The following is a 23,500-nucleotide window of genomic DNA, read 5'->3' as shown; positions in this document are numbered from 1 at the left end:
CGTAAGGCCGCGTCGGTCAGCGGATTGATCGGTGCCGTGGCCGAGACTGACCGCATGGCCGAGGAACCGCAGGTGGCTGCGCGCGAGGAACACACCGATCTCCGCCGGAGCCTCGGCTTCCGCGACCTGGTCGTCTACGGACTCCTCTTCATCGCTCCCATGGCTCCCGTCGGCGTCTTCGGCACGCTCGACGCCAAGTCCCACGGGGCCGTCGCACTGGTGTACGTCGTGGCCACCGTCGCCATGGCGTTCACCGCGTTCAGCTACGCCCAGATGATCCGGGTCGCGCCGCAGGCCGGCTCGGTCTTCACGTACGCGCGCAAGGGCCTCGGAGAAGGCCCGGGATTCATCGCCGGGTGGATGGCGCTGCTCGACTACCTGCTGATCCCAGCCGTCGCCTATCTCTTCGCGGGCATCGCGATGGAGGCGCTGGTCCCGGAGGTGGACCGGTGGGTGTGGACCGGGATCGCCGTGGTGATCACCACCCTGCTCAACCTGTGGGGCGTCCGGGCCGCGGCCCGGGTCGGCTTCGCCGTGCTCGCGATGGAGATCGTCGTCCTGCTGGTCTTCGTCGTGTCGGCGGTGGTGGTGCTCGTACGGGACGGGCCGCGGCGCGACTGGTGGTCGCCGCTCACCGGGGACGCCTCGTTCTCGATGGCCGCGGTCATCGGCGCGGTGTCGGTGGCGGTGCTGTCCTATCTGGGCTTCGACGCGATCGCCTCCTTCGCCGAGGAGGTCACGGGCGGGTCGGCGAAGGTCGCGCGGGCGGTGCTGTTCTGCCTCGCGCTCGCGGGCGCGCTGTTCGTGGCGCAGACCTGGCTCGTGGCGCTCCTCGAACCGGTCTCGTCGGCCGAGCTGGCCGCCGATCCGGCGAAGCAGGGTTCCGCCTTCTACGACGCCGTGGAGGTGTCGGTCGGCGGCTGGCTGCACGACCTGGTGGCGGTCTCGAAGGCGATCGGCGCGGCCTTCGCCGCCCTCGCGGGGCAGGCGGCCGGTGCGCGGCTGCTCTTCGCGATGGGCCGCGAGCGGCGGCTGCCGCACCTGCTCGCCCGGACGGACGCGGGCGTGCCGCGGGTGGCGCTGCTCGTGGCGGCGACCGTGACGATGGTCGCGGCGGTGTGGGCGGCGCGGCAGGACGACGGCCTCGACCATCTGGTGTCGGTGGTCGACGTCGGCGCGCTGACGGCGTTCGTCCTGCTGCACGCGAGCGTGGTGGGGTGGTTCGCGGTTCGGCGCGCGGAGGGGCCGCCGCACTGGCTGAAGCACGTCGTGATGCCGGTCGTCGGGGCGTCGATCCTGATCGCGGTGATCGTGGAGGCCTCGGTCGCCGCGCAGGTAGTGGGCGTGGTGTGGCTGGGGATCGGGCTCGTCGTCCTGGCCCTGCAGGGCACGACGCGGACGCCCGTGCGGCCCTGACGTCGCCGTGCGTGCGTGCGCGGGTCGGGGACGAGGCCGTTGCCGTCGCCGCCGCCTTGCACTCCGCCGTCGCCGCCGCCTTGCGCGCCGCCGTCCCGTCTTCGTACGCGGCGCCCGGTCGTCTCGTCGTCGTACGCACGGCCGTCGCCGTCTTCGTACGCGCTGCCTCGCCGTCGTCGTACGCGCTGCCGTGGTCGTACACGTTGTCGTACCGCGCCGTTACGCTCGGTCCATGGCTCTGACTACGTCCGCCGAAGCACCGCTTCCCGTCGGTGAGGTCTCCCGCCTGATCGGGGGCTGGATCGACCGGCTCGGAGCGATCTGGGTCGAGGGGCAGATCACCCAGCTGTCGCGGCGCCCCGGCGCCGGGGTCGTCTTCCTGACGCTGCGGGATCCCTCGCACGACATCTCGATCGGCGTCACCTGCTACCGCCAGGTCTTCGACTCGGTCGCGGACCTGGTGTCCGAGGGCGCCCGGGTCGTCGTGCACGCCAAGCCCGAGTGGTACGCGCCGCGCGGGCAGCTGTCGCTGCGGGCCGTGGAGATCAAGCCGGTCGGCATCGGCGAGCTGCTCGCCCGGCTGGAGCAGCTGAAGCGGAGCCTCGCGGCCGAGGGGCTCTTCGCGCTCGACCGGAAGAAGCCGCTGCCGTTCCTGCCGCATCTGATCGGGCTCGTCTGCGGACGCGCCTCGGCGGCGGAGCGGGACGTCCTGGAGAACGCGCGACGCCGCTGGCCGGCCGTCCGCTTCGAGGTGCGGAACGTCCCGGTGCAGGGCGTGAAGGCGGTCCCGCAGGTCGTCCAGGCGGTGAAGGAGCTCGACGCCCACGAGGACGTGGACGTGATCATCGTCGCCCGGGGCGGCGGCAGCGTCGAGGACCTGCTGCCGTTCTCGGACGAGCAGCTCGTACGGACCGTCGCCGACTGCCGTACGCCGGTGGTCTCCGCGATCGGGCACGAGCCGGACTCTCCCCTGCTCGACCTGGTGGCCGACCTGCGGGCCTCGACGCCGACGGACGCGGCCAAGAAGGTCGTACCGGACGTCGGGGAGGAGCTCGACCGCGTCCGAGGGCTGCGGGACCGGGCGCTGCGGACCGTCCGGGGGCTCCTGGAGCGCGAGGAGCGCGGTCTCGCGCACGCGCTCGCGCGGCCCGTCATGGAGCATCCGCAGCGGATGGTCGAGGTCCGCGAGGACGAGATCGACGCGCTGCTCGCGCGGAGCCGGCGGGTCCTCGGGCACCTCCTGGACCGGGCCGACTCGGAGCTGTCGCACACACGGGCGCGGGTCCGGGCACTGTCGCCCGCCGCGACGATGGAGCGGGGGTACGCGGTGCTCCAGCGGGCGGACGGGGCGGTGGTCCGCTCCCCCGAGGAGGTCGCGGAGGGCGAGGAGCTGCGGGCCCGGGTCGCCGAGGGCGAGTTCGCGGTGCGGCGCGTGGGCGGGGACGTGGCCGGCCCGGCCTGAACAGAGCCCGAAGATCATCGAGAGAGAAGCGACACGGAGGGACCACATGGCGGCAGCCGGTACGGAAGAGGCGGCGCTCGGGTACGAGCAGGCGCGGGACGAGCTCATCGAGGTCGTCCGGCGGCTTGAGGCGGGCGGGACCTCCCTGGAGGAGTCCCTCGCGCTCTGGGAGCGCGGCGAGGAGCTGGCGAAGGTCTGCCGGCGGCGCCTTGAGGGCGCGCGGGCCCGGCTCGACGCCTCCCTGGCGGCGGAGCGCGCCGCCGAGGAGGAGTCCGCGGGCGGGGAGGAGTAGCCGGAGCGGCCCTGCCGGTGGGCCGCAGGCGGACTGCCGCCGGGCTGAAGGTGGGCTTGCGGTGGGCTTGGCTTTGCCGGGCTGGCGGTGAACTTGGGCGCCCCGCCGGTGCGCTGCGTCCGCCCCGCCCGGGCCCTGCCGGTGGACTGCCGACACCCTTGCCCGGACCCTCCGATGGGCTGCCGGCGCCCCTTGCCCGGGCCCTGCCGATGGACTGCCGACGCCCTTGCCCAGGCCCTACCCGTGGACTGCCGGCGCCCCCGCCCGGCCCCACCCATGCCCTGTCGTAGACTCGGAGTGAAGCGGATCACTATCCGGATGGATTAGTTGAAGTTTCACCAATCATGCGCGTACATTCGAGGACATCGCTTGATCCGCAGTCCGGAAGGTACGCAGCATGTCTCTCGCCCTTGACCCCGCCGCCCAGGACCTCCTCTTCCGTGAGGCCCGCACCGCCAACACGTTCACCGACGAGCCGGTGACCGACGAGCAGGTCCAGGCGATCTACGACCTGGTGAAGTACGGCCCGACCGCCTTCAACCAGACCCCGCTGCGCATCACCCTGGTCCGCTCCCCCGAGGCCCGCGAGCGCCTGGTCAAGCACATGTCCGAGGGCAACCAGCCGAAGACCGCCACCGCCCCGCTGGTCGCGATCCTCTCCGCCGACAACGAGTTCCACGAGGAGCTCCCGGCCCTGCTCCCGCACTTCCCGCAGGCCAAGGACATGTTCTTCGCCGAGCGCCCGGTCCGCGAGCAGTCCGCCGTGCTGAACGCCGCCCTCCAGGCCGCCTACTTCATCGTCGGCGTCCGCGCCGCCGGCCTCGCCGCCGGCCCGATGACCGGTCTGGACTTCGCCGGGCTCCAGAAGGAGTTCCTGGACGACGACCACACCCCGCTGATGGTCGTCAACATCGGCAAGCCGGGCGAGGACGCCTGGTTCCCGCGCTCCCCGCGCCTGGCCTACGACGACGTCGTCACGACCGTCTGAGCCTGATCGCGCTCGGCCTCACGGCACACGCGGCACGCACGAAGGGCCCCGCACTCACGGAGTGCGGGGCCCTTCCCGTGCGTCTCGGTCGCTCCTCAGGCCTTCTGCGACCTGAGCGAGCCCGCCATCTCGGCGAGCCGCTCGAAGGAGGCCGTGCCGGTCACGACGGTCGTCGCGCCGCCCTCCGTACGGACGAGCGCGTCGTACTTCGGCCCTTCCCAGCGCTGCCAGAGCTGGCCGGCCACCGTCTGGGTCTTCCCGGTGTTCTTCGCCTCGTGCGTGACCTCGGGCACGTACTTGCCCGGCTCCGCCGTCGACTGGTGGATCGCCACGTACTGCGTGTCCGGGGAGAGGAACCCGAGCTGCCAGGCGTCGCCCTTCTCGCGCTTGTACGAGACGACCGTCGCCTTCCAGTCCGCCCCGAGCCCCTCGGGGGCCAGCACCGGATATGGCGCCGCCCGCTGGGCCGTCAGGAGCTCGACGCGGTAGTCCTTCGCCTTGACCGGCGCCGCGCTCTCGTCGTGCGGGATGAAGAGATACATCACTCCCGCAGCAACCATGATCACCCCGAGGGACTGGAACATCCCTCGTACCGTCTGCCTACCTCGCATACCTGCCACGCCCATCATGGTCGCATCAGGGCGTCGCGCTCAAACGTGGGCCCCTCTGCTCATTTTGTCGACGTACCGATAGAGTCGGAACACCCTCGTTTTCCCGGCCGTCGCCGTTCCCGGCCGTCGCCGTACAGAAAGGTGCGCTTCGATGACCGAGAGCCATCACCTGCCGCCCGAGCTCGTCGTCTCCCCCGAGGCCCCCGACCGCAACCTCGCCCTTGAGCTGGTCCGCGTCACCGAGGCCGCCGCCATGGCCGCCGGCCGCTGGGTCGGCCGCGGCGACAAGATCGGCGCGGACGGCGCGGCGGTCAACGCCATGCGGACCCTGATCTCCACCGTCTCGATGAACGGCGTCGTCGTCATCGGCGAGGGCGAGAAGGACGAAGCCCCGATGCTCTTCAACGGCGAGCGGGTCGGCGACGGCACCGGCGCCGAGGTCGACATCGCCGTCGACCCGATCGACGGCACCACGCTCAACGCCAAGGGCATGCCGAACGCGATCGCCGTCCTGGCCGCCGCCGACCGCGGCACCATGTTCGACCCGTCCGCGGTCTTCTACATGGACAAGCTGGTCACCGGCCCCGAGGCCGCCGACTTCGTCGACATCAACGCCCCCGTCTCGGTCAACATCCGCCGGGTCGCCAAGGCGAAGAACTCCTCGCCCGAGGACATCACGGTCATGATCCTGGACCGCCCCCGCCACGAGGGCATCGTCAAGGAGATCCGCGAGACCGGGGCCCGGATCAAGTTCATCTCGGACGGCGACGTCGCCGGCTCGATCATGGCCGTCCGCGAGGGCACCGGCGTCGACCTGCTCATGGGTGTCGGCGGCACGCCCGAGGGCATCATCTCCGCCTGCGCCATCAAGTGCCTCGGCGGTGTGATCCAGGGCAAGCTGTGGCCGAAGGACGAGGCCGAGCGGCAGAAGGCGCTCGACGCGGGCCACGACCTGGACCGGGTGCTCTCCACGAACGACCTGGTCAGCGGCGACAACGTGTTCTTCGTCGCGACCGGCATCACCGACGGCGAGCTGCTGCGCGGCGTGCGCTACCGCGCCGAGACGGCGACCACGCAGTCGCTGGTCATGCGCTCGAAGTCCGGCACGATCCGCCAGATCGACTCGACGCACCGGCTCTCGAAGCTGCGCGCGTACAGCAAGATCGACTTCGACCGCGCCAAGTAGGCCGAGCGAGTCGCCCGAACGGTACGAAGAGGGGCGCCCCCATGTGCGGTGGGGGCGCCCCTTCCCGTACGGGCCGCGACGGCGTCCGCTCCCCCGTCAGCCCGCCTGGGCGATCCGTCCGTCGGTCGCGGACGCCTTCCTCAGCTCCACCTCGCGCCGCCGGCGCCGGGCCAGGACGACGCGGCGCTCCGCCGCGGTGAGCCCGCCCCACACCCCGTACGGCTCGGGCTGGATCAGCGCGTGCTCCCGGCACTCGACCATCACGGGACAGCGGGCACAGACGCGCTTGGCCGCCTCCTCCCGCGCGAGCCGCGCGGCGGTCGGCTCCTTGGAGGGGGCGAAGAACAGCCCGGCCTCGTCCCGGCGGCACACCGCCTCCGCGTGCCAGGGGCCGGCCTCGTCCTCCCGGGCAGGTGTGCGCTGAGGGGGAACGGCGGCGACCTGGAGGGGCTGATGCGGCAGTGGCAGCACGGTCTACTCCTGACGACGGCTTCGCGAGCGAGCGGCGATGCAGCAGCCCTACCCGCTGTGCGCGCGCCTATGCACTGCGTGCGGTCCCGTTCCGCACTGCGGATACCTCAGGGCGGAATCCGGTCACCGCGCTCGACCGGGAAGATCGTCCCGCCGCCGGCGGCCGACGCCGGGGCCTGACGCCAGGGCTCGACGCCGACGGCCCGCCCGACGCCGCGAGGCCTGCTGTCAGTCGCCGCGAGGCCTGCCTGTCAGTCGCCGAGGTGCTTGCCGTCAGTCGCCCAGGTGCTGGTTGTCAGTCGCCCAGGTGCTTGCCGTCAGTTGCCGAGATGCTTGCGCAGCTTGCTCTGGAGGTCGGTGATCCACTTGCCGCGCTTGGGCCTCGCCTCGACGTTGCCGAAGACCGAGTAGCCGTTGACGACGACGACCGGGGCCTGCGGATCGACGCCCTCCAGGGTCACGACCTCGAAGTTGCCGAAGACTCCGCTGCCGTTGCCCCGCAGGCTGATGTTCTCCGGGACCCGCACCTCGACGTTCCCGAAGATCGACGTGGCGTTGATCGTGGTCAGCCGCTGCGCGAAGATCGCCTCGGTCAGATCGATCTCGATGTTGCCGAAGAGCGCGAAGGCGTTCGTCCTGCGGCCCACCCGCCACCGGCCCTTGCGGGTGGTGCTGGAGAAGATCGCGACGAGGCTGTCCGCGGCACCCTCGGGGTCGCCCGGGTAGTCGTCGTACGCCGGCTCGGGATCCCGGCGGGTCCGGGGGCCCGGCAGGTCGCTGACGATCGGCTCCAACTCCCCGACGGTCTTGGCGCGGTAGACCGCGTCGATCCGGTCCGAGTGCTCCTCGGGATCGATCCGACCCTCGGCCAGGGCGTCCCGGAGGATGTCCGCGATCCGGTCCCGGTCCGCGTCGGACGCCCGCAGCGCGCCTCGCGGATCGGCGAAAGCGGTCTCGGCCGGGGCGGGTTCGGCAGCGGCCGACCGCTGCGGCTGCGGCTGCTTCTCGGGTTCGGGCTTCTTTTCGAGGTCCACGGAGCCAGCCTAGCGAAACGCGATAGATCGCGACCAGGGGGCGGGGCCGGGCCTGTGGAAGACGATGCGGACGAAGCGGAAACGCGCCACATCGGCGTGGTCCCGTTCGCCAGTGAGCCTTACCTCACAGGATCCGGGCCGCGCCCTCGTTCTACGCTGGAGGACGCGCGGCCAAGGGAGGCGGCGCCGCTGTCTGTCGAGTGAGGAATGGCTGCCATGCCAGAGTTTGCGTACTCCGATCTGCTCCCCCTGGGAGAGGACACCACGCCCTACCGCCTGGTGACCTCCGAAGGTGTCTCCACCTTCGAGGCCGACGGCCGTACGTTCCTCAAGGTCGAGCCCGAGGCGCTGCGCACGCTGGCCGCCGAGGCGATCCACGACATCCAGCACTTCCTGCGCCCGGCCCACCTGGCCCAGCTGCGCCGGATCATCGACGACCCGGAGGCGTCGGGCAACGACAAGTTCGTCGCGCTCGACCTCCTCAAGAACGCGAACATCGCCGCCGCCGGCGTCCTCCCGATGTGCCAGGACACCGGCACCGCGATCGTCATGGGCAAGCGCGGCCAGAACGTGCTGACCCCGGGCCGCGACGAGGAGGCCCTGTCCAAGGGCATCTACGACGCGTACACCAAGCTCAACCTGCGGTACTCGCAGATGGCCCCCGTCACCATGTGGGAGGAGAAGAACACCGGCTCGAACCTGCCCGCGCAGATCGAGCTGTACGCGACCGACGGCGGCGCGTACAAGTTCCTCTTCATGGCCAAGGGCGGCGGCTCCGCCAACAAGTCCTTCCTCTACCAGGAGACGAAGGCCGTCCTCAACGAGGCGAGCATGATGAAGTTCCTGGAGGAGAAGATCCGCTCGCTCGGCACGGCCGCCTGTCCGCCGTACCACCTGGCGATCGTCGTCGGCGGCACGAGCGCCGAGTTCGCGCTCAAGACCGCGAAGTACGCCTCCGCGCACTACCTGGACGAGCTGCCCACCGAGGGCTCGGCCGAGACCGGCCACGGCTTCCGCGACAAGGAGCTGGAGGAGAAGGTCTTCGAGCTGACGCAGAAGATCGGCATCGGCGCGCAGTTCGGCGGCAAGTACTTCTGCCACGACGTCCGCGTCGTCCGCCTCCCCCGCCACGGCGCCTCGCTGCCCGTCGCGATCGCCGTGTCCTGCTCGGCCGACCGCCAGGCCGTCGCGAAGATCACCGCCGAGGGCGTCTTCCTTGAGCAGCTGGAGACCGACCCGGCGCGCTTCCTGCCGGAGACGACCGACGAGCACCTCTCCGAGGAGAGCGACGTCGTCACGATCGACCTGAACCAGCCGATGGACGACATCCTCGCCGAGCTGACCAAGTACCCGGTCAAGACCCGCCTCTCCCTCAACGGCCCGCTGGTCGTGGCGCGCGACATCGCGCACGCCAAGATCAAGGAGCGCCTGGACGCGGGCGAGGAGATGCCGCAGTACCTGAAGGACCACCCGGTCTACTACGCGGGCCCGGCGAAGACCCCCGAGGGGTACGCCTCCGGTTCGTTCGGTCCGACGACGGCCGGCCGCATGGACTCGTACGTGGAGCAGTTCCAGGCGGCGGGCGGCTCGAAGGTCATGCTGGCCAAGGGCAACCGCTCCGGCCAGGTCACGGCCGCGTGCGACGCGCACGGCGGCTTCTACCTCGGCTCGATCGGCGGCCCGGCGGCCCGGCTCGCGCAGGACTGCATCAAGAAGGTCGAGGTCGTCGAGTACGAGGAGCTCGGCATGGAGGCGGTCTGGAAGATCGAGGTCGAGGACTTCCCGGCGTTCATCGTCGTGGACGACAAGGGCAACGACTTCTTCCAGAACCCGGCGCCCGAGCCGACGTTCACGCACATCCCGGTGCGGGGTCCCGGTCTCGCCTGATCCGTCCGGATTCCCGACAGCGCCCCCGGTCCGTACCTTCGCCGTACGGACCGGGGGCGCTGTCGATCTCCGCTCAGAAACTGGCTACCGACCGGTAGACCTCTCGTTACCTACCGGTCAGTATTGGCCGCGAGCATGTCAACCACTGAGCCGGTAGACCACTCGGGAGCCCCCCATGCCCTCCGCATTCCCCACCCGCACGTCCGCCCCCAGCACGTCCGCGCCGAGCACGTCCGCCCGCAGGCGCGTCGCCGCCGGCGCCACGGGCGCACTGGCCCTGACGGCCTTCCTCGTCGTCGGTCCCGCCCCCGCCGCCTCCGCGTCCGACCCGGACACCCACCTGGTGTCGACCGCCGCCCTCGCGGACGTGGACTACGCGACCTGGCGCAAGGACGTGGCCGCCGTCGTCGCCGAGGCCCGCCCGTACATCGAGGAGCGCGCGAAGGACGCCGGCCGCGAGAAGCAGGCCATCGTCCTCGACATCGACAACTCCTCCCTGGAGACCGACTTCCACCCCTTCTGGGAACTGCCGACCCCGGCCATCGCGGACGTCCGGGACCTGGTCCGCGACGCCCACGCCAAGGGCGTGGCGGTCTTCTTCGTCACCGCCCGCCCGGGGATCATCCACTCCCTGACCGACTGGAACCTGAAGCGGGCCGGATACCCGGTCGACGGTCTGTACGTGCGCTCGCTGCCCGACCTGTTCGCCGAGGTCAGCGCGTACAAGACGGAGAAGCGCGCGGAGATCGAGGCCAAGGGCTACACGATCGTCGCGAACATCGGCAACAACACCACCGACATCGTCGGCGGTCACGCGGAGCGGGCCTTCAAGCTGCCCGACTACGACGGCAAGCTGTCCTGAGCCCCTGAGCCCCTGAGTCCCTGAGCACTGTCCCGCCCCGGTCCCGCCCGCTCGCGCGGCTACTCTGACGCGCATGGAACACCCGATACGGATCATGGTCCCGGCCGTCGCCCTGCTGGTGGGCGGGGTGTCGGCGGCCGGTTGCGCCGCCCCCGAGCCGCTGCCCGAGATCACCCAGGGCGCTCGGCCCACGGCAGCGGCGGCCTCGACGGCCACTCCCGCCCCGAAGGCGACGGCGGGGACCGCCGCGGTCGCCGCGGGCAAGCCCCTCGGCGGGCCGGGGACGGCCTGCGCGCTGCCCGTCTCCTTCGCGCTGGCGGAGAAGTGGGAGCCGGAGGCGATCGAGGATCCCGAGAACCCGGAGTTCGTGGCGCTCACGCGCCAGGGCCCGGCCACGGTCCGCTGCGAGGTGGACGCCAAGCCGGCCGGGCACGTCGGCTATCTGCGGGTGTGGACGACGAGGGGCGAGGGGCCGGCCCGCGCCGGCCTCGAAGCGTTCGTGAAGGCGGAGAAGGGAAGCTCGGCCGTCGTCTACCGCGAGACGAAGGCGGGCGCGCTGCCCGCCACCGAGGTGACGTACACCGTCCACAACGACGTGATGGAGGAGACCAAGGAGGAGCGGGCCTTCGCCGTCGCGACCCCGCAGGGGACGGTGATCGTCCACCTCGGCGGACTCGACACGGCGGAACACCGGGCGATGCTCCCGGCGTACGAGCTGGCCAGGACGACGCTGAAGCTCGGCTGATCCGTTCCGGACACGACGAACCGTGGCCCCCGTCCCGCACCGGACGGGGGCCACGGCGTTCCGTGGGGTTCGTGCCCGGTCCGGGCTACACGAACTTCTGGTTCGCGGAGCCGTCGCAGTTCTGGAGCCGGACCGGCTCCTTCGACGCGCCCTGGCTGAGGCAGAGGCCCGTCGCTCCGGCGGGCCGGATCGTGGCGCCGTCGCGGACGAACTTCTGGTTGGCGCCGCCGTGGCAGTTCCAGATGATGAGCGCCTTGCCGGCCTGGAAGCCGGAGGCCGGCACGTCCAGGCAGCGGTCCTGCGTGAGCTGGGTGTGGACGGTCTGGCGGGCGGAGTCGTACCACCAGCCCTGGTTGCGGCCGCCGTGGCAGTCCCAGCCGACCACTCCCGTGTTGTTGGCGGAGGAGGCGGCCTCGACGTCCAGGCACTGCCCGGTGGCCTGGTTCGTCAGCGGCTTGTACGCGTCGTCCCAGGCGACCGGGAAGAGCGTCGGCCGGCCCGAGGAGTTCACGTCGGCGCAGCCGGCCTCACGGAGGCCGGAGTCGTAGATCTGCGTGAGGCAGGAGGCGAAGGCGGCGTGGCCGCGCGCGTTGGGGTGGAAGGACTGCCGGACCGAGTTCTCGTCCGGGGTGCCGGGCTTGGAGAGGTCGATGAAGAGACCGCGGGCCCAGGTGTCCTCCATGCAGACCTCGTGGCCGTGGAAGAGCCGCGAGTTGTCGAGGTAGACGGCCCCGGTCGAGGCGGCGGCCCTGCGCATGCCGCGCTCGAAGGCGGGGACGGCGGTGTTGCGGCCCCAGACGGTGTCGGAGTCGTAGCCGAGTCCGCCGCAGATCAGCTTGCCGGGGAAGGAGGGGTTGTCGGGGAAGTCGGGGCCGATGGGGCTGGGGTAGCCCATCACGACGAGCTTGTAGTCGCCGTCGGCGTATCCGGCGTCGCGCATGACGGTCTTGAGGTCGCGCACGGTCTGCTCGACCTTGGGGACGAGCGCGTCGACGCGGGCCTGCCAGCCGGGGGCGTACTTGGGCTCGCAGGTGCCCTGGAGCAGCAGGTAGCGCTGGACGCAGTCGGTCATGACGGGGCCGAACTGCAGGTCGTCGTTGGCTCCGGCGACGAGCAGGACCATCTTGATCCGGGTGTTGCGGGCCTTCACGGCGAGGTTGTCGCTCTGGACGAGCTCGTCGGCGTACTGCTTCGAGCCGCCGATCCGGATGTTCCCGGTGTACGCGCCGGAGCAGGACACGTTGAAGGTGAGGTCCGCGGGGATGCCGGTGCGGTGGATGGCGGCGTCCGGCGAGCGGTGGCACCAGTTGGTCGGGCCGTTCGTGGGGGGTTCGTACGTGCCGACGCCCTCGCCGGAGATCTCGCTGTCGCCGAGGGAGATGAGGCCGGTCTTGCGCTGCGCGAGCGGGCGCTCGGCCGGGTCGCCGTAGATCTTGGTGGCCTCGGCGGCCCGGATCGCCTCCAGCTCGGGCGGGAGCGGTACGGAAGCGGTGACCGCCGCCGTGCCGGTGGCGACCGAGGGGGCAGCGCCGGCGGGTGCCGCGGCGGTCATCGTGCCGAGCGCGGCGGCGGCCGCGGCGACGGCCGCGATGGGCCAGCGGAGTCTGTACCTGGTGCGCGTCATTGCGCCTCCTGGAAGTGGGGTTACCCACGGTTTTTACTGGTCGGTACGCGGGTTGGGAATACATCGAACAAGACAAGTGCTCAGCTTTTTCGGGGGGTCAGGGGGTCGCCCCCCGACGGGCACAGCCAGGAGGTTGACGAAGATGACGACGAACAGCGCACCCGGCGAGTACCGGATCGAGCACGACTCCATGGGCGAGGTGCGGGTCCCCGCGCACGCCAAGTGGCGTGCGCAGACCCAGCGGGCCGTGGAGAACTTCCCCGTGTCGGGCCAGCGCCTGGAGCGCGCCCACATCGAGGCCCTGGCCCGGATCAAGGCCGCCGCGGCCACGGTCAACGCCGAGCTCGGGGTGATCGACGCGGACCGGGCCGGGGCGATCGTCTCGGCGGCGGAGGAGGTCGCCGAGGGACGCTGGGACGACCACTTCCCCGTGGACGTCTTCCAGACCGGCTCCGGCACCTCGTCCAACATGAACGCCAACGAGGTGATCGCCACCCTCGCCACCGAGCGGCTCCCCGAGGGCCGGGACGTCCACCCCAACGACCACGTGAACGCCTCGCAGTCCTCCAACGACGTCTTCCCGTCCTCCATCCACATCGCGGCCACCGGCGCCGTCACCCGCGACCTGATCCCCGCGCTCGACCATCTGGCCGCGTCCCTGGAGCGAAAATCGGCCGAATTCGCGACGGTGGTGAAGTCCGGCCGTACGCATCTGATGGACGCCACCCCGGTCACCCTCGGCCAGGAGTTCGGCGGCTACGCGGCCCAGGTCAGGTACGGCGTGGAGCGGCTGCGCTCCGCACTCCCCCGGCTCGCCGAACTCCCCCTCGGCGGTACGGCGGTCGGCACAGGCATCAACACCCCGGCCGGCTTCTCGGCGGCCGTCATCGCGGAGGTCGCGCGCGCGACAGGCCTGCCGCTGACGGAGGCCCGCGACCACTTCGAGGCACAGGGCGCCCGCGACGCGCTCGTGGAGACGTCCGGGCAGCTCAGGACCGTCGCCGTCTCCCTCACCAAGATCGCCAACGATCTGCGCTGGATGGCCAGCGGCCCGCGTACGGGCCTCGCGGAGATCAACCTCCCCGACCTCCAGCCGGGCTCGTCGATCATGCCGGGCAAGGTGAACCCGGTGGTCCCCGAGGCGGTCCTGATGGTCGCCGCACAGGTGACCGGAAACGACACCACGGTGGCGGTGGCGGGCGCCGCGGGGAACTTCGAGCTCAACGTGATGCTGCCGGTGATGGCCAAGAACCTCCTGGAGTCGGTACGGCTGCTCGCCAACGCCTCCCGGCTGCTCGCGGACCGCACGGTCGACGGGATCACCGCCAACGTCGAGCGCGCCCGCGAGTACGCCGAGTCCTCGCCGTCCGTGGTCACCCCGCTGAACAAGTACATCGGCTACGAGGAGGCCGCCAAGGTCGCCAAGAAGTCCCTCGCCGAGCGGAAGACCATCCGCGAGGTGGTGCTCGCCTCCGGCTACGTCGAGCGGGGCGACCTCACGGTCGAGCAGCTGGACGAGGCGCTGGACGTCCTGCGGATGACACGTCCGTGACCGACCGGTCGGTGGCTGACTCATCAGTGACCTGTACCGCAGCGATCGTGGGAGCGCGCCCCTAAGATCTGCGCATGACAGAGTCGGGCGGGCCTCAGCACTGGGCGCCGGGGGAGCAGATCCTCTGGCGCTACCGCGGCAACGGCACCGGCGCCGTGCACATCTGCCGGCCGGTGACCGTCGTCCAGGACACGTCTGAGCTGCTCGCGGTCTGGATGGCGCCCGGCACCGAATGCGTACGGCCCGTGCTGAGCGACGGGACGCCCGTGCACGAGGAGCCGCTCGCCACCCGGTACACCGCCCCGCGCACCACGGAGCGGTCCCGCTGGTTCGGCAGCGGGGTCCTCAAGCTGGCCCGGCCCGGGGACCCCTGGTCGGTGTGGCTGTTCTGGGAGCGCGGCTGGCGCTTCCGCAGCTGGTACGTGAACCTGGAGGAGCCGCGCACCCGTTGGGCCGGCGGCGTCGACTCCGAGGACCACTTCCTCGACATCTCCGTCTACCCCGACCGCAGTTGGCTGTGGCGGGACGAGGACGAGTTCGCGCAGGCCCAGCGGTCCGGTCTGATGGACCCGGAGCAGGCCGCGCGGGTGCGGGCCGCGGGCCGGCGGGCCGTGGAGCAGATCCACTCCTGGGGGACGCCGTTCGCCGACGGCTGGGAGGACTGGCGGCCCGATCCGGGGTGGCCCGTGCCGCAGTTGCCGGGAGACTGGGACCGCACTCCGGCCCACACGGCCCCGTGAGACCCTTGATGCGCCCCCGGGGTTCAAACGTAGGATCGTCCTCCGCACGGCAGAAGCGGATCGAACAGCACGTCAGACCGACCGAAGACCACGTCAACGACTGAGCACAGCACAGGACCTGACCGCAAGTCATCCACGAGGGGGAGAGCAGTGCCGGACGTGCGCCCGGGTGTTCCGACCCCTGCCGTTGCCGCCTCTCGCGGAACGTCCACATCCGCTGCATACGAGGGGTTTATCCCTGCCGAAGGCGCGGCATCGGCGAGAAGAGCGAGTGCATCGCACCACCGGCCCGGACGGACGGAATCCCACGCGTGACGGAGCATCCCACCTCCCACGAAGGCCGACAGCCGCTGGCTGCCCGGCCGCAGGAACGCGCGCGCCCTCGCCAGGAGGCGGCGGCCCCCGGCCTGCCCTCCGACGTGCCCGCCCAGCCGGGCGGCCCGGCGGACCGGACGGCGACGGCCCCCGGTACGGACACGACGGTGCCGAGCGGCGTCCCCGGCGCCTCAGGCGCCTCCAGCGCCTCAGGCGGCACCTCAGGCGCCCCCGGCGCGCCCGCCGAGGCCGGCGGCCCGGTCGGCGGGGGCGGTGCCCCCGGAGCCGGGGCCGTGGCCGTCGCCGTGGCCGCGCAGAGCCCCGGCACGGGCCAGGGCGCCGACGGCGCCGCGCGGCGCGAGGGCGAGCGGCTGCGGTTCGTCGGCGCCGCGACCCGCCGGATCGCGCGCGGGCTCGACCTCGACGAGATCGTGCTCGGCCTGTGCCGGGCGACCGTGCCCACCTTCTCCGACGAGATCCTGGTCTACCTGCGCGATCCGCTGCCGGTGGGCGACGAGCGTCCGGTGGCGCCGTTCGTGTTGCGGCTGCGCCGTACCGACCGGCTCCGGTTAAGCGAGCTGGAGGGCGAGGAGCTCGTCCTCGTACCCGATCCGGATCCGACCCCCGCGGCCGAACTCTGCGAGGTGCGGTCCGGCGGGGCGCTCGCCGAGGTGCTGCGCGGTGTGCGTCCGGTGTTCGGCGACTCCGCCGCCGCCAAGACCGCGCTGACCGAACTCCTCGGCTCCGAGCACCCGCTGCCCGGCGGGCTGCGGGCGATACTCGCTCCGCTGCGCGGCCGGCGACGGGTGATCGGCGCGGCCGTCTTCCTGCGCCGCCCCGAGCGGTCCGGTTTCGAGCCGAACGACCTGCTCGTCGCGGCGCAGCTGGCGACCCACACCGCGCTCGGCATCGACAAGGCCGTGCTGTACGGGCGTGAGGCGTACATCGCGGACGAGCTCCAGCGGACGATGCTGCCGGACTCCCTCCCGCAGCCGACCGGCGTGCGGCTCGCCTCGCGCTACCTCCCGGCCGCCGAGACGGCCCGGGTCGGCGGCGACTGGTACGACGCGATCCCGCTGCCCGGCAGCAGGGTCGCCCTGGTCGTCGGCGACGTCATGGGCCACTCCATGACCTCGGCGGCGATCATGGGCCAGCTGCGCACCACCGCGCAGACCCTGGCCGGGCTCGACCTGCCGCCGCAGGAGGTCCTGCACCACCTCGACGAGCAGGCGCAGCGGCTCGGCGAGAACCGGATGGCCACCTGCATGTACGCGGTGTACGACCCGGTCTCGCACCGGATCACCGTGGCCAACGCCGGCCATCCGCCGCCGATACTGCTCCACCTCGGCGGTCGCGCCGAGGTGCTGCGGGTGCCGCCCGGCGCCCCGATCGGGGTCGGCGGCGTCGACTTCGAGGCGGTCGAGCTGGACGCCCCGGCGGGCGCGACGCTGCTGCTGTACACGGACGGCCTGGTGGAGTCCCGGCTGCGGGACGTCTGGACCGGGATCGAGCAGCTGCGGGAGCGCCTCGCGGCGACCGCGCAGCTGACGGGACCGGACCACTCGCCGCCTCTTGAGGCGCTCTGCGACGACGTCCTGGACATGCTGGGTCCGGGCGACCGGGACGACGACATCGCGCTGCTCGCGGCCCGGTTCGAGGGGATCGCGCCGAGCGACGTCGCGTACTGGTTCCTGGAGCCGGAGGACGCGGCTCCGGGGCGGGCCAGGCGGCTCGCCCGGCGGGCGCTGGCCCGCTGGGACCTGGAGGAGCTGACGGACTCGGTCGAGCTGCTCATCAGCGAGGTCGTGACGAACGCCGTGCGGTACGCGGAGCGGCCGGTGACCCTGCGGCTGCTCAAGACGGACGTGCTGCGCTGCGAGGTCGGCGACGACTCGCCGCAGCTGCCCCGGCAGCGGCGGGCGCGGGACACGGACGAGGGCGGGCGCGGTCTGTTCCTGGTGAACCGGCTGGCCCGGCGGTGGGGCGCGACCCGGCTCTCGGGCGGCAAGGTCGTCTGGTTCGAGCTGGCCACGCGCGGCTGAGCACGGAGAGACCACACGGCGATGGCCGGACCCCCGCGGGGGTCCGGCCATCACTGCCTTACGGCCTCACCGTCACCGGCCTACACGGCCTCACCGTCCTACGCGGCTTCACCGTCACCGGCCGGGGCGCCCGGTGGCGGCGCTGTCGGTCTGGCCCTGATCCGCGTCCGGGTTCGGCGGCTGGGCGGTCGTCGGGCCGGTCGTCGGCGGCTCGGTGGTCGGCGGCGGCGGAGTGGTCGGGTCCTGGGTCGGAGACGTCGGGTCCTCCGTGGGCGGCTGCGTCGGCGCGGTGGTGGGGTCGCGCGTCGGCTCCGGCGGCGTGGTGGCCGTCGAGGTCGGCGGGGGCGTCGGGTCCGGGGAGCTGGTGGTCGGCTCCTCGGTCGGCTCGTCCGTCGTCTCGCCGGTCCGGCTGGGCTCCGGGTCCGGCTCGTAGGAGCCCGAGCTGTCGGTCTCCAGGTCGAAGCGGGCGTCGGAGCCGCCGTCGAGGGCGCTGGTGGTGTAGTCGCCCCAGATCTGGGCGGGGGTGCGGCCACCGTTGGCGCGGCCCTCGTTGATGGTGTTGGTCAGGGTGACCTGGTTGCCCTTGGCGTCCTCGCCGAAGAGTCCGACGGCGGTGACGAGTTCGGGGGTGTAGCCCACGAACCAGGCGGAACGATTGTTCTCGGAGGTGCCGGTCTTGCCGGCGGCGTCGTAGTCGCCGGCGGCGCGGAAACCGGAACCGCTCTGGACGACGCCCTGCATGGCCTTGGTGGTGGTGTCGGCGGCCTCGCGGCTGATGGCCTGGCTGCCGATCGCTTCCACGGGCTCGACCTTGCGGTCCTTGTGCGAGGCGGCCTTCACCAGGGTCGGGGTGACCTTCTTGCCGTGGTTGTCGAGCGTGGCGTACACACCGGCCATGTCCATGGTCGAGGCGCCCATGGTGCCGAGGGACATGGCGGGGGTCTCGCCGAAGTCCGGGCCGTCCTTCATGCCGAGGGCGAGGGCGGTCTTCTTGGTCTCGGCCTCGCCGACGTCGACGATCATCTGGGCGAAGACCGAGTTGATGGACTTGTTGGCGGCCTTCTGGACGGTGACGGGACCGTAGCTGTAGTCGTCCTCGTTCTCCGGCGAGAAGGGGATGTCGCTGCCGACGACCTCCCGCTTGCTGGTGCCGTCGTAGATCGTGCCCAGGCCTATCTCCCGCCCGTCCTGGGTCTCCGCCTTGGTGTCGATGGCGCTGGCGAGGACGATCGGCTTGAAGGTCGAGGCGGGCTGGTAGTCGCGGCGGGTCGCGTTGGACGTCCAGTGCTCGGTGGCGCCGACGCCGCCGTACAGGGCGACGACCGCGCCGGTCTTCGGGTCGACGGAGGTGGCGCCGGCCTGGACGGTGGCGTCCTTCTTGTCGCCCTTGCGGTCGAGCTTGGCCTCCAGCTGCCGGTCGACGGCCTTGACGAGGTCCTTCTGCCTCTTCTCGTCGATGGTGAGGGTGATCGTCCAGCCGCCGGCCTTGATGTCCTCCTCGCTGATGCCCTGGCGCATCAGCTCCTGGTTGGCGGCCTCGACGATGTAGCCGGTCTGGCCCTCCATGCCGGGGGCGGGCTTGGGCTTGTGGGGCACGGGGAACTTCATGCCGGCGCGCTCGGTCTGCGAGAGCCAGCCCTCGCCGACCATGTTGTCGAGGACGTAGTTCCAGCGCTCCTCGACGAGCTTGCGGCCGGTGGCGCTCGCGGAGGTCCAGTCGTACTGGTTGGGCGCCTGGAGCAGCGAGGCGAGGTAGGCGCCCTGGGCGGTGGTGAGCTCGGCGGCGTCGACGCCGTAGTACGAGCGGGCGGCGGCCTGGATGCCGTAGGCGCTGCGCCCGTAGTAGCTGGTGTTCATGTACCCGGCGAGGATCTCGCTCTTGCTCGACTGGCGGTCGACCTTGACGGCGATGACCATTTCCTTGAGCTTGCGCGTCGCGGTCTGGTCCTGGCTCAGGTAGAAGTTCTTGACGTACTGCTGGGTGATGGTCGAGCCACCCTGCTTGCCCTGGCCGGTGAGGGTCGACCAGGCGGCGCGCGTGGTGCCCTTGATGTCGACGCCGTTGTCCTTGTAGAAGCTCTTGTTCTCGGCGGCGACGAAGGCCTTCTGGACCGGCTCGGGGATCTTCTCCAGGCCGACGATCTCGCGGTTGATCTCACCGGTGCGGGCGAGGATCTTGCCGTTGGCGTACTTGTAGATGTTGCTCTGCATGGTCGCCTCGGCGTTGGCCGTCGGCACGGGGACCACGAGGTAGACGACGTACAGGGCGCCCATGGCGAGCAGGCAGAACACAAAGAAGGTGCCCAGGAGCTTCTTCCAGGAGAAGAAGCGGCGTATGCCGCGCTTCTTCGCCTTGCTCTTGTCCGGTCGGCCCATGGGTCCTGTCGCTCCACTCGTCGTGTGTCTCGGCGCCTCGACTGTCGTCCGTCCGCGCCGGATCAGCTCAGAAAGCTAACACCGACGATGCAGACAAAGGGCAACCGATCACACCTTTTCCGGACGTGAGAATCAGCACCCACCCCCAGAGGAACCGACGCTCGAACGGGCCCGATGGTTGCGCGCTCGCAGCAATCGGATACGCGCAGTGAGGGCGCTCCGCGCCACTTCCAGCCACTATTCATCGTGCGTATACACCCCATGTACAGTGACCCGCATGTCCATCGGTCACACCCTTCTGGGACTCCTGGAATCCGGACCGCGCCACGGTTACGACCTGAAGCGCGCCTTCGACGAGCGGTTCGGTCACGACCGGCCGCTGCACTACGGCCAGGTCTACTCGACCATGTCCCGGCTCCTGAAGAACGGCCTCGTCGTCGTCGACGGCATCGAGGCGGGCGGTGGGCCCGAGCGGAAGCGGTACGCGATCACCGACGCCGGCATCACCGATGTCGCCGCGTGGCTCGCCACCCCCGAGAAGCCGGAGCCGTACCTCCAGTCCACGCTCTACACCAAGGTCGTCCTGGCGCTGCTCACCGGCCGCGGGGCCGCCGACATCCTCGACACCCAGCGCTCCGAGCACCTGCGCCTGATGCGCGAGCTCACCCGGCGCAAGAAGGACGGCGACCTCGCCGACCAGCTCATCTGCGACCACGCCCTCTTCCATCTGGAAGCGGATCTGCGCTGGCTGGAACTGACCGCCGCCCGCCTCGACCGGCTCGCCGAGGAGGTCCGCCGATGACCTCCGCACCGCTCTCCCGCGACCCGCTCCACGACGTCCCGCTCCACCACGCGCCCCTCCTCCGGGCCACCGGCCTCGGCAAGTCCTACGGCCCCACCCCCGCGCTGGCGGGCGCCGACTTCTCCCTCCGGGCCGGCGAGGTCGTCGCCGTCATGGGCCCCTCCGGCTCCGGCAAGTCCACGCTGCTGCACTGCCTGGCCGGAATCGTGCGCCCCGACGCGGGCACGATCACCTACGACGGACGCGACCTCACCGCGCTCTCGGACTCCGCGCGCAGCTCCCTGCGCCGTACCGACTTCGGCTTCGTCTTCCAGTTCGGCCAGCTCGTCCCCGAGCTGACCTGCGTCGAGAACGTCGCCCTCCCGCTCCGTCTCAACGGCGAGCGCCGGAAGACCGCCGAGGCCAGGGCCGCCGAGTGGATGGCCCGCCTGGAGGTCGACACCGTCGGACACAAGCGCCCCGGCGAGATATCCGGCGGCCAGGGCCAGCGCGTCGCCGTCGCCCGCGCCCTCGTCACCGCCCCGCGGGTGATCTTCGCCGACGAGCCGACCGGCGCGCTCGACTCCCTCAACGGCGAGCGGGTCATGCAGCTGCTCACCGACGCCTCCCGGGACACCGGCGCCGCCGTCGTCCTCGTCACCCACGAAGCCCGCGTCGCCGCCTACTCCGACCGGGAGATCGTCGTACGCGACGGCGCGGTACGGGACGCGGAGTGGGCCGCATGAGCCTCGCCACCTGGGCCCGCGACCTGACGCTCGGCGCCCGGTTCGCGGTCACCGGCGGGCGCCCGGGCCTCCTGCGCACGCTGCTGACCGCCACCGGCGTCGGCTTCGGCGTGGCCCTGCTGCTCCTCTCGGTCTCCCTGCCCAACATGCTCTTCCAGCGGGAGGTACGGGAGTCCGTCCGCGCCGTCGACGGCAGCGAGCAGGTCACCTCGCCCCGGTCCGACTCCTTCCTCCACCTCGGCCGGACCACGAACTACCGGGACGAGGTCGTCACCGGGCTGCTCCTGCAGCCCGAGGGCGACGCGCCCCCGGTCCCGCCGGGCGCCGCGGCGTTCCCCGGGACCGGCGAGATGCTGGTCTCCCCCGCGCTCGCCGAGCTGCTCGACTCCCCCGAGGGCGCCCTCCTCAAGGAGCGGATCCCCTACAAGGTCACCGGGACGATCGGCCAGGCCGGACTCATCGGCCCGGCCGAGCTGCGGTACGTCGCCCACGTCGACTTCCTCGACGCCGAGAACCTCGACGGGCGCGGCACGCGGTACGGCTGGTCCGTGCCCGAGGAACCGATGAACGCGTTCCTCGTCCTCCTCGTCGTCGTCGCCTGCGTCGTCCTGCTCCTGCCCGTGCTCGTCTTCATCGCGACCGCCGTCCGCTTCGGCGGCGAACAGCGCGACCGGCGGCTCGCGGCGCTGCGCCTGGTCGGCGCGGACACGGCGATGACCCGCCGGATCGCGGCCGGCGAGTCCCTCGCGGGGGCGCTGCTCGGCCTGCTGGTGGGCCTCGGACTCTTCGCGGTGGCCCGGCAGTTCGCCGGGGCCTTCACCATCTGGGACGTCAACGCCTATCCCTCCGACGTCGTGCCGATGCCCGTGCTCGCCGCGATCGTCCTGCTCGCGGTCCCGGTCTCCTCGGTCGTGGTCACCCTCTTCGCGCTGCGCGGAGTGGTGATCGAGCCGCTCGGGGTCGTCCGCGTCTCCACGCCCCGGCGCCGCCGGCTGTGGTGGCGGCTGCTGCTCCTGGCGGCCGGCGCGGCCCTGCTCGTCCCGCTGATGGGCGAGGTCCAGGTGAGCGAGACCAGCATCGACAGCGTGGGCGTCGTGGCCGGCACCACGCTCTCCCTGATCGGCCTCACGACGCTCCTGCCCTGGCTCGTCGAAGCCTGCGTGAAGCGGCTGCACGCGGGCCCCGTGGCCTGGCAGCTGGCCGTCCGCAGGCTCCAGCTGAGCAGCGGCACCGCGGCCCGCGCGGTCAGCGGGATCGTCGTCGCGGCGACCGGGGCGATCGCCCTCCAGATGCTCTTCCAGGCGATGGAGACCGACTTCACGGAGCTCACGGGCGAGGACTCGTCCCGCGCCCAGATCGTGTTCGGCGCCGATGCCAGGACCTCCGACGAGGCCCGCGGGATGATCGCCAAGTTCGAGCGGACCGAGGGCGTCACCGGCGTGATCGGCATCGTCGAATCGCGGGTGTGGCGTCCCGGTCCCCTGAAGGGGGGCGAGGAGTTCGCCCCGTCGGCCACGCTCAGGGTCGGCGACTGTGCCTCCCTCAGGGAGTTCGCCACGCTGCCCTCCTGCACGGACGGCGACGTGTTCGTCTTCCTCTCGCACGGAGCCCAGGGCAACCCGGACGACTCCTTCGTCACCAGGGCCGTACGGCCCGGCGCCACGGTCGACCTGCGCGACCCGCATCCCTACCCGGACGCGCCGAAGCGCGCCGACAGCGGACCGCTGCCGCAGTGGCGCGTCCCCGCGACCACCCGGGTCGTGGACTCCCGGCCCGACCCGACGGGCATGTACCAGTACGGCATCCTCGCCACCCCGTCGGCGATCGACGCCGCCCGGCTCGACGAGCCCGACGCGCAGGCCATGGTCCGTCTCGACCCGGCCGTGCCGGACGCCGCCGAGTACGTACGGAACACGGCGGCGGCCATCGACCCGACGTCCTGGGTCCGGACCCTGAAGGACGTCCAGCGGGACGCGGCGTTCTCCAGCGTCCGCACCGGCATCCTGGTCGGCTCCACGCTGACGATGCTCCTGGTGGCGGCCTCGCTCCTGGTCGCGACCCTGGAGCAGCTCAGGGACCGCAAGCGGCTGCTCTCCTCGCTCGTCGCCTTCGGCACCCGGCGCTCGACCCTGAGCTGGTCGGTGCTGTGGCAGACGGCGGTCCCGATCGCCCTCGGCCTCGCCCTGTCCGTGGCGGGCGGGCTCGGCCTCGGGGTCGTCCTGCTGAAGATGGGCGGCCAGCAGGTCCAGGACTGGTGGGCGTTCCTGCCGGTCGTCGGGATCGGGCTCGCGCTCATCGCGGCCGTGACGCTCCTGAGCATGCCGGTCCTGTGGCGGCTGATGCGGGCGGACGGGCTGCGCACGGAGTAAC

20 protein-coding genes are annotated in these 23,500 nt (G+C 71.7%); 15 read left to right on the top strand and 5 right to left on the bottom strand.

The annotated features are described in order from the left end of the window. Nucleotides 1-54 precede the first annotated feature (54 nt). From ACFC0G_RS14070 to ACFC0G_RS14050, 5 genes are all read left to right on the top strand, one after another. Nucleotides 55-1,416 (top strand): APC family permease, encoded by a 1,362-nt coding sequence (locus tag ACFC0G_RS14070; protein ID WP_376402258.1) that lies wholly within the window; start codon nt 55-57, stop codon nt 1,414-1,416. Nucleotides 1,417-1,427: 11 nt separating this feature from the next. Then, on the top strand, nt 1,428-1,658 hold the full coding sequence (locus ACFC0G_RS14065) for a hypothetical protein (RefSeq protein WP_376402255.1): 231 nt from the start codon (nt 1,428-1,430) through the stop codon (nt 1,656-1,658). Continuing rightward, nucleotides 1,649-2,878, top strand: coding sequence for an exodeoxyribonuclease VII large subunit (gene xseA, locus ACFC0G_RS14060; protein WP_376402252.1), 1,230 nt, complete (start codon nt 1,649-1,651; stop codon nt 2,876-2,878). The genes ACFC0G_RS14065 and xseA overlap by 10 nt, the downstream gene beginning before the upstream one ends. Nucleotides 2,879-2,924: 46 nt before the next feature. Further along, nucleotides 2,925-3,170 (top strand): exodeoxyribonuclease VII small subunit, encoded by a 246-nt coding sequence (locus ACFC0G_RS14055; RefSeq protein WP_376402249.1) that lies wholly within the window; start codon nt 2,925-2,927, stop codon nt 3,168-3,170. Between the two features lie 397 nt (nt 3,171-3,567). Then, nucleotides 3,568-4,158: a malonic semialdehyde reductase gene (locus tag ACFC0G_RS14050; RefSeq protein WP_376402246.1), complete on the top strand. Its 591-nt coding sequence runs from the start codon at nt 3,568-3,570 to the stop codon at nt 4,156-4,158. Between the two features lie 95 nt (nt 4,159-4,253). On the opposite strand, the gene ACFC0G_RS14045 is transcribed toward ACFC0G_RS14050, so the two are convergent. Continuing rightward, nucleotides 4,254-4,787: a DUF4245 domain-containing protein gene (locus ACFC0G_RS14045; protein WP_376402243.1), complete on the bottom strand. Its 534-nt coding sequence runs from the start codon at nt 4,785-4,787 to the stop codon at nt 4,254-4,256. A 133-nt stretch (nt 4,788-4,920) separates the two neighbouring features. On the opposite strand from ACFC0G_RS14045, the gene glpX reads away from it, so the two are divergent. After that, on the top strand, nt 4,921-5,955 hold the full coding sequence (glpX, locus tag ACFC0G_RS14040; protein WP_376402240.1) for a class II fructose-bisphosphatase: 1,035 nt from the start codon (nt 4,921-4,923) through the stop codon (nt 5,953-5,955). A gap of 96 nt (nt 5,956-6,051) precedes the next feature. On the opposite strand, the gene ACFC0G_RS14035 is transcribed toward glpX, so the two are convergent. Both ACFC0G_RS14035 and ACFC0G_RS14030 read right to left on the bottom strand, forming a co-directional pair. Further along, complete coding sequence (locus ACFC0G_RS14035; protein WP_376402237.1) at nt 6,052-6,426, bottom strand: WhiB family transcriptional regulator; 375 nt, start codon at nt 6,424-6,426, stop codon at nt 6,052-6,054. A gap of 317 nt (nt 6,427-6,743) precedes the next feature. Next, nucleotides 6,744-7,460: a DUF1707 domain-containing protein gene (locus ACFC0G_RS14030; protein ID WP_376402234.1), complete on the bottom strand. Its 717-nt coding sequence runs from the start codon at nt 7,458-7,460 to the stop codon at nt 6,744-6,746. 216 nt (nt 7,461-7,676) lie between these two features. On the opposite strand from ACFC0G_RS14030, the gene ACFC0G_RS14025 reads away from it, so the two are divergent. From ACFC0G_RS14025 to ACFC0G_RS14015, 3 genes are all read left to right on the top strand, one after another. Beyond that, nucleotides 7,677-9,347 carry a fumarate hydratase gene (locus ACFC0G_RS14025; protein ID WP_376402231.1) on the top strand — a complete coding sequence of 557 codons (1,671 nt, stop codon included), beginning with the start codon at nt 7,677-7,679 and terminating at the stop codon, nt 9,345-9,347. Nucleotides 9,348-9,522: 175 nt separating this feature from the next. Next, on the top strand, nt 9,523-10,209 hold the full coding sequence (locus ACFC0G_RS14020; RefSeq protein ID WP_376402228.1) for an HAD family acid phosphatase: 687 nt from the start codon (nt 9,523-9,525) through the stop codon (nt 10,207-10,209). A gap of 73 nt (nt 10,210-10,282) precedes the next feature. Further along, nucleotides 10,283-10,954 carry a lipoprotein gene (locus tag ACFC0G_RS14015; protein ID WP_376402225.1) on the top strand — a complete coding sequence of 224 codons (672 nt, stop codon included), beginning with the start codon at nt 10,283-10,285 and terminating at the stop codon, nt 10,952-10,954. An 85-nt stretch (nt 10,955-11,039) separates the two neighbouring features. On the opposite strand, the gene ACFC0G_RS14010 is transcribed toward ACFC0G_RS14015, so the two are convergent. Next, nucleotides 11,040-12,578 carry a ricin-type beta-trefoil lectin domain protein gene (locus tag ACFC0G_RS14010; protein WP_376402222.1) on the bottom strand — a complete coding sequence of 513 codons (1,539 nt, stop codon included), beginning with the start codon at nt 12,576-12,578 and terminating at the stop codon, nt 11,040-11,042. Nucleotides 12,579-12,720: 142 nt separating this feature from the next. Between ACFC0G_RS14010 and ACFC0G_RS14005 the strand changes: the two genes are divergently transcribed. From ACFC0G_RS14005 to ACFC0G_RS13995, 3 genes are all read left to right on the top strand, one after another. Next, nucleotides 12,721-14,130, top strand: a complete 1,410-nt coding sequence (locus ACFC0G_RS14005) for a class II fumarate hydratase (RefSeq protein WP_376402219.1) — start codon at nt 12,721-12,723, stop codon at nt 14,128-14,130. A gap of 74 nt (nt 14,131-14,204) precedes the next feature. Then, nucleotides 14,205-14,870 (top strand): DUF402 domain-containing protein, encoded by a 666-nt coding sequence (locus tag ACFC0G_RS14000; RefSeq protein WP_376402216.1) that lies wholly within the window; start codon nt 14,205-14,207, stop codon nt 14,868-14,870. 311 nt (nt 14,871-15,181) lie between these two features. Next, nucleotides 15,182-17,227, top strand: coding sequence for a SpoIIE family protein phosphatase (locus tag ACFC0G_RS13995; protein ID WP_376402213.1), 2,046 nt, complete (start codon nt 15,182-15,184; stop codon nt 17,225-17,227). A 114-nt stretch (nt 17,228-17,341) separates the two neighbouring features. On the opposite strand, the gene ACFC0G_RS13990 is transcribed toward ACFC0G_RS13995, so the two are convergent. Continuing rightward, on the bottom strand, nt 17,342-19,603 hold the full coding sequence (locus ACFC0G_RS13990; protein ID WP_376402210.1) for a transglycosylase domain-containing protein: 2,262 nt from the start codon (nt 19,601-19,603) through the stop codon (nt 17,342-17,344). Nucleotides 19,604-19,880: 277 nt separating this feature from the next. Between ACFC0G_RS13990 and ACFC0G_RS13985 the strand changes: the two genes are divergently transcribed. Genes ACFC0G_RS13985 through ACFC0G_RS13975 form a run of 3 tightly spaced genes read left to right on the top strand, consistent with a single transcriptional unit; the run spans nt 19,881 to nt 23,499 of the window. Beyond that, nucleotides 19,881-20,405: a PadR family transcriptional regulator gene (locus ACFC0G_RS13985; protein WP_376402207.1), complete on the top strand. Its 525-nt coding sequence runs from the start codon at nt 19,881-19,883 to the stop codon at nt 20,403-20,405. After that, nucleotides 20,402-21,130: an ABC transporter ATP-binding protein gene (locus tag ACFC0G_RS13980; RefSeq protein ID WP_376402204.1), complete on the top strand. Its 729-nt coding sequence runs from the start codon at nt 20,402-20,404 to the stop codon at nt 21,128-21,130. Before ACFC0G_RS13985 ends, ACFC0G_RS13980 begins: the two co-directional genes overlap by 4 nt. Next, nucleotides 21,127-23,499 (top strand): FtsX-like permease family protein, encoded by a 2,373-nt coding sequence (locus ACFC0G_RS13975; RefSeq protein WP_376402201.1) that lies wholly within the window; start codon nt 21,127-21,129, stop codon nt 23,497-23,499. Before ACFC0G_RS13980 ends, ACFC0G_RS13975 begins: the two co-directional genes overlap by 4 nt. Nucleotide 23,500 lies beyond the last annotated feature (1 nt).

The organism is Streptomyces sp. NPDC056169 (assembly GCF_042268445.1).
Taxonomy (GTDB): Bacteria; Actinomycetota; Actinomycetes; order Streptomycetales; family Streptomycetaceae; genus Streptomyces.
Note: the sequence above shows the minus strand (reverse complement) of the source record. Positions and strands in the feature narration are given on the sequence as shown.

Excerpts from the sequence above, each read along its gene's own strand:
- ACFC0G_RS13985 (WP_376402207.1), top strand. The coding sequence starts at position 19,881 with ATGTCCATCGGTCACACCCTTCTGGGACTCCTGGAATCCGGACCGCGC.
- glpX (WP_376402240.1), top strand. The coding sequence starts at position 4,921 with ATGACCGAGAGCCATCACCTGCCGCCCGAGCTCGTCGTCTCCCCCGAG.
- ACFC0G_RS14015 (WP_376402225.1), top strand. The coding sequence starts at position 10,283 with ATGGAACACCCGATACGGATCATGGTCCCGGCCGTCGCCCTGCTGGTG.
- ACFC0G_RS14055 (WP_376402249.1), top strand. The coding sequence starts at position 2,925 with ATGGCGGCAGCCGGTACGGAAGAGGCGGCGCTCGGGTACGAGCAGGCG.
- xseA (WP_376402252.1), top strand. The coding sequence starts at position 1,649 with ATGGCTCTGACTACGTCCGCCGAAGCACCGCTTCCCGTCGGTGAGGTC.
- ACFC0G_RS14020 (WP_376402228.1), top strand. The coding sequence starts at position 9,523 with ATGCCCTCCGCATTCCCCACCCGCACGTCCGCCCCCAGCACGTCCGCG.
- ACFC0G_RS14005 (WP_376402219.1), top strand. The coding sequence starts at position 12,721 with ATGACGACGAACAGCGCACCCGGCGAGTACCGGATCGAGCACGACTCC.
- ACFC0G_RS14070 (WP_376402258.1), top strand. The coding sequence starts at position 55 with ATGGCCGAGGAACCGCAGGTGGCTGCGCGCGAGGAACACACCGATCTC.
- ACFC0G_RS14010 (WP_376402222.1), bottom strand. The coding sequence starts at position 12,578 with ATGACGCGCACCAGGTACAGACTCCGCTGGCCCATCGCGGCCGTCGCC.
- ACFC0G_RS13990 (WP_376402210.1), bottom strand. The coding sequence starts at position 19,603 with ATGGGCCGACCGGACAAGAGCAAGGCGAAGAAGCGCGGCATACGCCGC.
- ACFC0G_RS14025 (WP_376402231.1), top strand. The coding sequence starts at position 7,677 with ATGCCAGAGTTTGCGTACTCCGATCTGCTCCCCCTGGGAGAGGACACC.
- ACFC0G_RS13975 (WP_376402201.1), top strand. The coding sequence starts at position 21,127 with ATGAGCCTCGCCACCTGGGCCCGCGACCTGACGCTCGGCGCCCGGTTC.
- ACFC0G_RS13980 (WP_376402204.1), top strand. The coding sequence starts at position 20,402 with ATGACCTCCGCACCGCTCTCCCGCGACCCGCTCCACGACGTCCCGCTC.
- ACFC0G_RS14045 (WP_376402243.1), bottom strand. The coding sequence starts at position 4,787 with ATGATGGGCGTGGCAGGTATGCGAGGTAGGCAGACGGTACGAGGGATG.
- ACFC0G_RS14000 (WP_376402216.1), top strand. The coding sequence starts at position 14,205 with ATGACAGAGTCGGGCGGGCCTCAGCACTGGGCGCCGGGGGAGCAGATC.
- ACFC0G_RS14050 (WP_376402246.1), top strand. The coding sequence starts at position 3,568 with ATGTCTCTCGCCCTTGACCCCGCCGCCCAGGACCTCCTCTTCCGTGAG.